This window comes from Streptomyces corynorhini, from assembly GCF_003346515.1.
GTDB lineage: Bacteria > Actinomycetota > Actinomycetes > Streptomycetales > Streptomycetaceae > Streptomyces > Streptomyces corynorhini.
Window position 1 is genome coordinate 1 of the sequence record NZ_QQNA01000346.1, and the last position, 10,493, is coordinate 10,493.

General features: G+C 74.0%; 6 protein-coding genes. All 6 read left to right on the plus strand.

Annotated elements, in window-relative coordinates:
- The first annotated feature begins 228 nt into the window (after window positions 1-228).
- The 6 genes from DVH02_RS31655 to nudC all read left to right on the plus strand — a co-directional run bounded on the left by DVH02_RS31655 (window position 229) and on the right by nudC (window position 10,425).
- Complete coding sequence (locus DVH02_RS31655) at window positions 229-3,630, plus strand: ATP-dependent helicase (protein ID WP_407697703.1); 3,402 nt, start codon at window positions 229-231, stop codon at window positions 3,628-3,630.
- Window positions 3,631-3,724: 94 nt separating this feature from the next.
- On the plus strand, window positions 3,725-4,000 hold the full coding sequence (locus DVH02_RS31660) for a type II toxin-antitoxin system Phd/YefM family antitoxin (RefSeq protein ID WP_158575968.1): 276 nt from the start codon (window positions 3,725-3,727) through the stop codon (window positions 3,998-4,000).
- Entirely contained in the window at window positions 3,997-4,251 is a 255-nt protein-coding gene (locus DVH02_RS31665) for a type II toxin-antitoxin system RelE family toxin (protein WP_114627291.1), read from the plus strand. The genes DVH02_RS31660 and DVH02_RS31665 overlap by 4 nt, the downstream gene beginning before the upstream one ends.
- 90 nt (window positions 4,252-4,341) lie before the next feature.
- Complete coding sequence (locus DVH02_RS31670) at window positions 4,342-8,013, plus strand: ATP-dependent DNA helicase (RefSeq protein WP_114627292.1); 3,672 nt, start codon at window positions 4,342-4,344, stop codon at window positions 8,011-8,013.
- Window positions 8,014-8,023: 10 nt separating this feature from the next.
- Window positions 8,024-9,442, plus strand: a complete 1,419-nt coding sequence (locus DVH02_RS31675) for a dipeptidase (RefSeq protein WP_114627293.1) — start codon at window positions 8,024-8,026, stop codon at window positions 9,440-9,442.
- A 38-nt stretch (window positions 9,443-9,480) separates the two neighbouring features.
- Window positions 9,481-10,425: an NAD(+) diphosphatase gene (nudC, locus tag DVH02_RS31680; protein ID WP_114627294.1), complete on the plus strand. Its 945-nt coding sequence runs from the start codon at window positions 9,481-9,483 to the stop codon at window positions 10,423-10,425.
- Window positions 10,426-10,493 lie beyond the last annotated feature (68 nt).

The window sequence follows — 10,493 nt, forward strand, 5'->3', positions numbered from 1 at the left end:
CGGTGGCGGACGGCGCTCCTTTCGCAACCCGCCCTACCACCACCAGCACCTCTTCCAGGACCGGCGATCCACGTGAGCTTCCCTTCATCCACCGGGTCTTCCACCGGCTCTCCGCCCGGGGGCGCCCCCGGGTCCTTCACCCGGCACGCCACGCGGCGCCGGGCGGGGCAGCGGACCCCGGGTGCGTACCGGCTGGTACGCACCCCGCCGGTTCCGGTGGATCCTCCTGTGCTGGACGCAGCGCAGCGCCGTGTGGTTGACCACGGGAGCGGGCCGATGCTGGTGCTGGCCGGGCCGGGCACGGGCAAGACGACGACGCTGGTGGAGTCGGTCGCCCGGCGCGTCGCCCGGGGCGCCGACCCCGAACGGATCCTCGTCCTGACCTTCAGCCGCAAGGCGGCGGTGGAGCTGCGCGACCGGATGGCGGTCCGGCTCGGCGTCGCCCGCGCGCCGCAGGCGACCACGTTCCACTCCTTCTGCTACGCCCTGATCCGCGCGCACCAGGAGGCCGAGCTGTTCAGCGAACCGCTGCGGCTGCTCTCCGGGCCCGAGCAGGACGTGGCCGTCCGCGATCTCCTCGCCGGCCAGCTCCAGCTGGAACGCGAAGGGCACCAGCGGGTGCGCTGGCCGGACGAGCTGCGGGCGTGCCTGACCACGCGCGGCTTCGCCGACGAGGTACGCGCCGTCCTCGCCCGCAGCCGCGAACTGGGACTCGGCCCCGACGCCCTGGCCGCGTTCGCGCGGCGCACCGGACGGCCCGACTGGGGGGCCGCCGCCGCGTTCCTCGCGGAGTACCTGGACGTCCTGGACCTGCAGGGGGTGCTGGACTACGCGGAGCTGGTGCACCGGGCGGTGCTGCTCGCGGAGCGCCCCGAGGTCGCCGCGCGGATCGTCGACCGGTACGACGCGGTGTTCGTCGACGAGTACCAGGACACCGACCCGGCGCAGGTCAGACTCTTGCACGCGGTGGCGGGCCGGGGCCGCACCCTGGTCGCCGTCGGCGACCCCGACCAGTCGATCTACGCCTTCCGGGGCGCCGACGTGAACGGCATCCTCGACTTCCCGGACGCCTTCCCGCGCTCCGACGGCCGCCCGGCGCCGGTCGAGGTCCTCACCACTTCCCGCCGCTCGGGCGACCGGCTGCTGGCGGCGACCCGGCTGCTGACCCGCCGGATGCCGCTGACCCGGCTCCCCGCCGAGAAGGTACGGACGCATCGCGAGCCGACGGCGGTACGGGAGGGCGGCCGGGTCGAGACGTACACCTTCCCGACGCCGTCGGCGGAGCTGGACAACATCGCCGACATCCTGCGCCGCGCCCATCTGGAGGACGGGGTTCCGTGGCAGGAGATGGCCGTGCTGGTGCGCGCCGGAGGCCGCACCATCCCCTCGATCCGCCGCGCGCTGACATCGGCCGGCGTTCCACTGGAGGTGGACGGCGCCGACATGCCGCTGCGCCACGAGCCCGCGGTGGCTCCGCTGCTGACGGCATTGCGGGCGGTGGCCAGGGCGTCGCTGCGGGCTCCGGCAGAGGCCACGGGGCCGAGGGAGTCGGCCGGGTCGACTGAGCCCGTTGACGTTGACGTTGACGTTGACGGTGCGCGGTCCGCCGGGTCGGTTGACGGTGTGGAGCCCGCCGAGTCCGTCGACGGTGCGGAGTCGGCTGAGTCCGTCGACGGTGCCGAGTCCACTGAGTCCGTCGACGGTGCCGAGTCCGCCGACCCGGTCTCCCCCGACCCGGTCTCTCCCGGGCAGGGCGCGTGGCTCGACGTCGAGACCGCGCTCACCCTTCTCGCCTCGCCCCTCGGCGGCATGGACACGGCCGATCTGCGGCGCCTCGGACGGGCCCTGCGCGACGAGGAGCGGGCGGCGGGGGTCGCGGTGCCCGCACCGTCCGACGTACTGCTCGCGCGGGCCCTCGCCGAGCCGGAGCGGCTGGTGGCGCACGATCCGGCGTACGCCAGGGGCGCGCAGCGGCTCGGCGCGCTGCTGCGCAAGGCCCGCGAGCTGCTTCAGGGCGGCGGTACGGCCGAGGAGGCGCTGTGGGAGCTGTGGCAGGGCACCGCATGGCCCGGACGGCTCGAACGCTCCGCGCTGCGCGGCGGCGCCGGAGGCCGGAACGCCGACCGCGACCTCGACGCCGTGTGCGCGCTCTTCGACGCGGCGGCCCGCGCCGAGCGGCGCACCGGGGGCCGCGGCGCGCTCAACTTCCTGGAGGAGCTGGACGCGCAGGACATCGCCGCCGACACCCTCACCCGGCGCGCGGTACGCCCCGACGCGGTACGGCTGCTGACGGCGCACCGCTCCAAGGGGCTCGAATGGCGGCTGGTCGTCGTCGCGGGCGTACAGGAGGGCCTCTGGCCCGACCTGCGGCGGCGCGGCTCCCTGCTGGAGGCGGACCGGATCGGCCGGGACGGGCTGGCCGAGCCGCTGTCGCCCGGCGCCCTCCTTACGGAGGAGCGGCGGCTGTTCTACGTCGCCGCCACCCGTGCCCGCGACCGGCTCGTCGTCACGGCCGTCAAGGCGCCCGCCGACGACGGCGACCAGCCCTCCCGCTTCCTGCCGGAACTGGGCGTCGAACCCCGGGACATCACCGCCCGCCCGCGCCGCCCGCTCGCCGTCGCCCCGCTGGTCGCCGAGTTGCGCGCCACCACCGTCGACCCGGCCGCCACCCCGGCGCTGCGGGACGCGGCGGCCCGGCGCCTCGCCCGGCTCGCGGCCCTCACCGACGACGAGGGCCAGGCCCTCGTGCCCGCCGCGCACCCGGACCGCTGGTGGGGCATGTACGAGCCGACGCGGTCGCCGGAACCGCTGCGCGACCGGGACCGGCCCGTCGCGCTCTCCGGCAGCGCCCTGGAGCAACTGGCCCACACCTGTGCGCTCCAGTGGTTCCTGGGGCGCGAGGTGAAGGCGGACGCGCCCGCCACCGCGGCCCAGGGGTTCGGCAACGTCGTCCATGTCCTGGCCGACGAGGTCGCCTCCGGCCGTACCCCCGCCGACCTGGCGGTCCTCATGACCCGGCTGGACTCCGTCTGGGACGCGCTCGCCTTCGACGCGCCCTGGAAGTCGCGGCAGGAGAAGGAGCACGCGCGGGTGGCGCTCGAACGCTTCCTGCGCTGGCACGTCATGGACCGGGGCGGCCGGACCCCCGCCGCCACCGAGCACGGCTTCGACGTCACGCTCGAAGCGGGTCCGTACGAAGTACGGATCCGCGGCTCCATGGACCGGGTCGAGCGGGACGCGCGGGGCCACGCCTACGTGGTCGACTTCAAGACCGGCAAACAGGCCCCCACCAAGGACGAGGTGGCCCGCCACCCCCAGCTCGCCGTCTACCAGCTCGCCGTGGGCGAGGGCGCCCTGGACGACGTCTTCGACGGCCGGCGCCCGCCCTCGGCAGGCGCCGAACTCGTCCAGCTGCGCCAGCCCGCCCCCAAGAAGGAGGGCGGCGAGGAACTCCCCAGGATCCAGGCCCAGGAACCGCTCGCCGGGGAGTGGGTCGGCGAACTGCTCACCACGGCGGCAGGCCGCGTCCTGGACGAGCGCTTCACCCCCTCCACGGGCCAGCACTGCGCGCACTGCGCGTTCCGCGCGTCGTGCAGCGCGCAGCCGGAGGGACAACAGGTCGTGGAATGACACACGAGTCCCAGCGGTAGCCCGTACGTATGAGCATCGGCGTGATCTGCTCGCTGGCCACATGTACACACCTGCTGATGTGTACGGTTTGTTCATGGACTCATATCCCCTGGTGGAGGCCCGCAACCAGCTCGGGCAGCTCGTGAGCCGAGTGCGTTACGGGCACGAAGAAATCGTGATCAGTGAATACGGCAGGCCGGCGGCGGCCCTGGTGTCGATAGAGGAACTGGAGGAGCTGCGGCGTATCCGAGACGAAGCGGATATTGCGGAGGCCGAGGCGCGCAGGGCCGCGCCGACTGGGCCGTCGCTCACACATGACGAGTTCATGGCGCAGTTGGATGCCGAGGATGCCGAGGCAGCAGCCTCATGACATACACCATGGTGTGGGAGCACCAGGCCATGACAGAGTTCCGCCGATTACGCTTGATCGATCCCATCGGCGCGAAGAACTGCAGGGTGGCGGTACGTGCCCTGGCAGACGACCCACATCCGCCCGCCGCCCGAGCGTTGGGTGGCTCGGGTTACTACCGGATGCCAGTTGGTGATTGGCGTGTGCTCTACCGCCTCGAAGGTGACACCGTCAGCGTCTTCGTCACGAAGGTCGGTCGCGTCACAAGGTGACGGGGCGGCGGCGCCAGCGCCGGCCGGGGCCGGGCCGGGGGCTAGCCCGGTGCCCCGTCGTTGTCAGTGGTGCCGGATAGCCTTCCCGACATGTCCGTACCTCGTCTCACCGATCCCGAGCGCCTCAAGGAGCTGCTCGGCATCCCCTTCACCCCGGAGCAGATGGCCTGCGTCACCGCGCCGCCCGCCCCGCAGGTGATCGTGGCCGGAGCCGGCTCGGGGAAGACCACGGTGATGGCCGCGCGGGTGGTGTGGCTGGTGGGCAGCGGACAGGTCGCCCCCGAGCAGGTGCTCGGGCTGACCTTCACCAACAAGGCCGCGGGCGAGCTGGCCGAGCGCGTCCGCAAGGCGCTGGTCCGGGCCGGGGTCACGGATCCGGACCCCATCCCGGGCGACGATCCCCCCGGCGAGCCCCGCATCTCCACGTACCACGCCTTCGCCGGGCGGCTCCTGACCGACCACGGGCTGCGGATCGGCCTCGAACCCACCGCCCGGCTCCTCGCCGACGCCACCCGCTTCCAGCTCGCCGCGCGCGTCCTGCGGGACGCGCCGGGACCGTATCCCGCCCTCACCAAGTCGCTCTCCGCCCTGGTCAGCGACCTGCTCGCGCTCGACGCCGAGCTGGCGGAGCACCTCGTGGCGCCCGCCCGGCTCACCGCCCACGACACCGGGCTGCTCGCCACCCTCGACGGGGCCAGGCTCTCCAACGCCGAGCTGCGCAAGGTTCCCGAGACGGCCGTCGCCCGCCGCGAGCTGCTCGAACTCGTCGGGCGCTACCGGGCGGCCAAGAGCGCCCGCGATCTCCTCGACTTCGGCGACCAGATCGCCCTCTCCGCCGAGCTGGCCGCCACCAGACCCGAGGTCGGCACCCTGCTCCGCGACGAGTTCCGGGTCGTCCTGCTCGACGAGTACCAGGACACCTCGGTCGCCCAGCGGCTGCTGCTCTCCGCGCTCTTCGGCGGCGGCACGGGACACGCCGTGACCGCCGTCGGCGACCCCTGCCAGGCCATCTACGGCTGGCGCGGTGCCTCCGTCGCCAACCTGGACGACTTCCCCTCACACTTCCCGCACGCCGACGGCACCCCCGCCGCCCGTCACTCCCTCAGCGAGAACCGCCGCAGCGGCGGCCGGCTGCTGGACCTCGCCAACAGCCTCGCCGCACCGCTGCGCGCGATGCACGAGGGCGTCGAGGCACTGCGCCCCGCCCCCGGCGCCGAGCGCGACGGCGGCGTGCGCTGCGCCCTGCTGCGTACGCACGCGGAGGAGATCGAGTGGCTCGCCGACTCGATCGCCCACCTCGTGCGCACCGGCAAGGAGCCCGCCGAGATCGCCGTCCTGTGCCGCACGGCGGGCGACTTCCCGCAGATCCAGGCCGCGCTGGTGGCCCGTGACGTGCCCGTCGAGGTCGTCGGCCTGTCCGGGCTGCTGCACCTGCCGGAGGTGGCCGACCTCGTCGCCGTGTGCGAGGTCCTCCAGGACCCCGGCGCCAACGCCTCACTGGTCCGGCTCCTCACCGGCCCCCGCTGGTCCATCGGCCCGCGCGACCTGGCGCTCCTCGGCCGCCGCGCCCGGCTGCTGGTCCACCGCTCCACCGGCGCCGACGCGGACGACGCCCCGGACGCGCGGCTCGCCGCGGCGGTCGAGGGCACCGATCCCGCCGAGGTGATCTCGCTCGCCGACGCGCTCGACACCTTCCTGGAGACGGCGGGCGTCCCGGAGGACGGACTGCCCTTCTCCGCCGCCGCCCGGATCCGCTTCGCCCGGCTCGCCGCCGAGCTGCGCGAGCTGCGCCGCTCCCTGGCCGACCCGCTCATGGACGTCCTGCACCGCGTCCTCGCCACCACCGGTCTCGAAGTCGAACTCTCCGCGTCCCCGCACGCCCTGGCCGCCCGCCGCCGGGAGACCCTCGGCAGCTTCCTCGACGTCGCGGCCTCCTTCGCCGCGCTCGACGGGGAGGCCGGGCTGCTCGCCTTCCTCGCCTTCCTCCGTACGGCCGCGCAGTACGAGAAGGGCCTCGACCACGCGCTGCCCGGCGGCGAGAACACGGTGAAGGTCCTCACCGCCCACAAGTCCAAGGGCCTGGAGTGGGACGTCGTCGCCGTCCCGGGACTCGTCACCGGGCAGTTCCCCAACACCAGGGCCCGCGAGGCGTGGACGGCACAGTCCAAGGTCCTGCCGCACCCACTGCGCGGCGACGCCCCGACGCTCCCCGAGGTCACCTCGTGGGACGCGAAGGGCCTCAAGACCTTCAAGGAGGCCATGAAGGGACACCAGCGCACCGAGGAGCTGCGCCTCGGCTATGTCACCTTCACCCGCCCGCGCTCCCTGCTGCTCGGCTCGGGCCACTGGTGGGGTCCCTCCCAGAAGCGCCCCCGGGGGCCCTCGGACTTCCTGCACGCCCTCTACGACCACTGCGTGGCGGGTCACGGGGAGATCGAGGCGTGGGCGGACGCTCCCGAGGAGACCGAGGAGAACCCGTCGCTGGCCGCGGAGACCACCCCGCGGCCCTGGCCGCTTCCCCTGGACGCGCGGTCCTTCGCCCGCCGCCAGGAGGCCAGGGCCACGGTCCTGGCCCACCTGGAGGAGCTGCGGGCGGCCGGAGCGGACGGCGGGGGCGTGGAGAGCGACGAGGCCGGGGACACGGGGACGGCAGCGGTCGCTCCACAGGAGCCGGACTTCTGGGACGGGCTGCGGGAGGACGCGTACGAGCCGGATCCTTACGGGCCGGACGCGTACGGGCCGGATCCCTACGGGCCGGACGATTACGGGCCGGATCTGTACGAGCAGGCTGCGCACGAGCGGGATCCGTACGCGTCCGACGTCCCCGACCGCGACCGCGACCGCGACCCCGATCCCGATCCGGACCCCGACCGCGATCCGGATCCGACCGACCTGCCGGACGCGGCGTCCGTGTCGTCCCTCCCCGCCCCGAGGCAGCCGTCCGGGCCACCCGGCAAGGAGCCGCTCACCGCCGAGGAGCCGCTCACCCCCGAGGAGACCCGTACCCTCGCCTCCTGGGACCGCGACCTCGACGCGCTCGCCGGCGAGCTGCGGCGCGCCCGCGCCACCGTCCGCGACGTACTCGTACCGCCGTCCCTCTCCGCCTCCCAACTGCTGCGCCTGGCCGCCGACCCCGACGGCTTCGCCCGGGAGCTGGCCCGGCCCATGCCGCGCCCGCCGCGGCCCGCGGCGCGACGGGGCACCCGGTTCCACGCCTGGGTCGAGTCGAGGTTCGAGGAGATACCGCTGCCGATGCTCGGCCCCGACGAGCTGCCCGGCGGCGACGAGGACGAGCCGGAGATCACCGACGAGCGCGACCTCGTCGCGCTCAAGGAGGCGTTCGAGCGCACTCCGTACGCCCACCGCACGCCGTACCGGGTGGAGACGCCCGTCCACCTCACCCTCGCCGGACGCGTCGTCCGGGGCCGTATCGACGCCGTCTACCGCCACCGGGTGCCCGACCCGGCGCCCGGTGCGCCGTCGTACACGTACGAGATCGTGGACTGGAAGACCAACCGGGCCCGTACCGCCGACCCGCTCCAGCTCGCCGTCTACCGGCTCGCCTGGGCCGAGCAGCTCGGCATCCCGCTCTCGGCGGTGACCGCCGCCTTCCTGTACGTGCGGACGGGGGAGGTCGTGCGCCCCGAGCGCCTCCCCGGCCGCCCGGAGCTGGAGCGCCTGCTGACCGACGACGGCGAGGACACCCCCGCCGAGCGCCCGCCGTCACCTCCGGCAGACGAGACCGCTCGCCGGGCCCGTTAGGCTCGACGTCATGAGCGACACTCCGGACAGCGTCGTCCGTACGTACGTCCAGACCCACCGCACGGCCTTCCTCGACGCCCTCGCCGAGTGGCTGCGCGTTCCCTCCGTATCCGCGGACCCCGACCACGACGCTGACGTGCGGCGCAGTGCCGACTGGCTCGCCGCCGAACTCAAGGAGACCGGCTTCCCGGTCGCTGAGATCTGGGACACACCCGGCGCCCCCGCCGTCTTCGCCGAATGGCCCTCCGACGACCCGGCCGCGCCGACCGTGCTGGTCTACGGCCACCACGACGTGCAGCCCGCCGCCCGCGAGGACGGCTGGCACACCGACCCGTTCGAGCCGGTGGTGAAGGACGGCCGCCTGTACGCGCGCGGAGCGGCCGACGACAAGGGGCAGGTCTTCCTCCACACCCTCGGGGTACGCGCGCATCTGGCCGCCACCGGGCGCACCACCCCCGCCGTCCACCTCAAACTGCTGGTCGAGGGCGAGGAGGAGTCCGGCTCCCCGCACTTCCGCGCCCTGACCGAGCGGCACGCGGAGCGGCTCGCCGCCGATGTGGTGATCGTCTCCGACACCGGGATGTGGTCCGAGGACACCCCGACCGTCTGCACCGGCATGCGTGGCCTCGCCGACTGCGAGATCGAACTGTACGGACCCGACCAGGACATCCACTCCGGTTCCTTCGGCGGGGCCGTCCCGAACCCGGCCACGGTCGCCGCCCGCCTGGTCGCGGCCCTGCACGACGAGGACGAGCGCGTCACCGTCCCCGGCTTCTACGACGGCGTCGCCGAGCTGACGGAGACCGAGCGGGCGCTCATCGCCGAGCTGCCCTTCGACGAGGACGAATGGCTCCGTACGGCCTCGTCCCACGCCACCCTCGGCGAGGCGGGCTACTCCACCCTGGAGCGCGTCTGGGCCCGGCCGACCGCCGAGGTCAACGGCATCGGCGGCGGCTACCAGGGGCCGGGCGGCAAGACGATCATCCCGTCGTCCGCCATGGTGAAGCTCTCGTTCCGGCTGGTCGCGGGCCAGGACCCGGACCGGATCGAGCGGTCCGTACGGGAGTGGGCCGAGGCGCGGATCCCCGCCGGCATCCGCCACCGCGTCACCTTCGGCGCGGCCACCCGCCCCTGTCTGACCCCGCTGGACCACCCGGCGCTCCAGTCGGTCGTCCGCTCCATGGGCCGCGCCTTCGGCCGGAAGGTCCGCTTCACCCGCGAGGGCGGCTCGGGACCCGCCGCCGACCTTCAGGACGTGCTGGGTGCCCCGGTGCTCTTCCTGGGCATCTCCGTACCGTCCGACGGCTGGCACGCGCCGAACGAGAAGATCGAGATCGAACTGCTCCTCAAAGGCGTGGAGACCACCGCCCATCTCTGGGGTGACCTGGGATCCGTCCCGGGCATCGCCCCGCGCCGCACACTCCGCTGATCGAAACCCGACCCACCCGGGGGAGTTGGAAGACACCTGTGAGCACCCTCAGCAGTGACGCCGCCGCACACCGACCCATCGGCCTCACCGCCCACAGCGGCATCGACCGGGCCGCGCACCACCGTCTCGACGAAGCGTGGCTCGCCGCCGCCTGGAGCCACCCCACGACCCGCGTCTTCGTGGTGTCCGGCGGGCAGGCGCTGATCGACGACACCCCGGACGGGCGGACCGAACTGGTCATGACGCCCGCCTTCGAGGCGCCCCTCACCGAGACCCACCGCTACTTCCTCGGCACGGACGCGGACGGGGTCCGCTACTTCGCGCTCCAGAAGGACACCCTGCCGGGCCGGATGGACCAGTCGGCGCGCCCTGCCGGGCTGCGCGAGGCCGGGCTGCTGCTCTCCGCGCGCGACGCGGGTCTGATGGTGCACGCGGTGGCGCTGGAGAACTGGCAGCGGCTGCACCGCTTCTGCTCCCGCTGCGGCGAGCGCACCGTGATCGCGGCGGCCGGCCATATCCGCCGCTGCCAGGCGTGCGGGGCCGAGCACTACCCGCGTACCGACCCGGCGGTCATCATGCTGGTCACGGACGAGGACGACCGCGCGCTGCTGGGCCGGCAGGTCCACTGGCCCGAGGGCCGCTTCTCCACGCTCGCCGGCTTCGTGGAGCCCGGGGAGTCGATCGAGCAGTCCGTGGTCCGCGAGGTCTTCGAGGAGGCGGGGGTCACGGTCGGGGACGTCGAGTACGTCGCCAGCCAGCCGTGGCCCTTCCCGTCCAGCCTGATGCTGGGCTTCATGGCGCGCGCCACCTCTTCCGAGATCACGGTGGACGGCGAGGAGATCGAGGAGGCCCGCTGGTTCTCCCGGGAGGACCTGCGTACGGCGATCGAGTCGGGGGAGATCCTGCCCCCCTTGGGCATCTCGATCGCGGCGCGTCTGGTGGAGCTGTGGTACGGCGAGCCCCTGCCGAAGTCGGCGGGCTGACCGCACGAGGAGCAGACCCGCCCCCGACCCCGCCCCCCACCCCGCTCCCGTCCCCTACCCCGCCGCCG

Excerpts from the sequence above, each read along its gene's own strand:
- DVH02_RS31660 (WP_158575968.1), top strand. The coding sequence starts at position 3,725 with ATGGACTCATATCCCCTGGTGGAGGCCCGCAACCAGCTCGGGCAGCTC.
- DVH02_RS31675 (WP_114627293.1), top strand. The coding sequence starts at position 8,024 with ATGAGCGACACTCCGGACAGCGTCGTCCGTACGTACGTCCAGACCCAC.
- DVH02_RS31665 (WP_114627291.1), top strand. The coding sequence starts at position 3,997 with ATGACATACACCATGGTGTGGGAGCACCAGGCCATGACAGAGTTCCGC.
- DVH02_RS31670 (WP_114627292.1), top strand. The coding sequence starts at position 4,342 with ATGTCCGTACCTCGTCTCACCGATCCCGAGCGCCTCAAGGAGCTGCTC.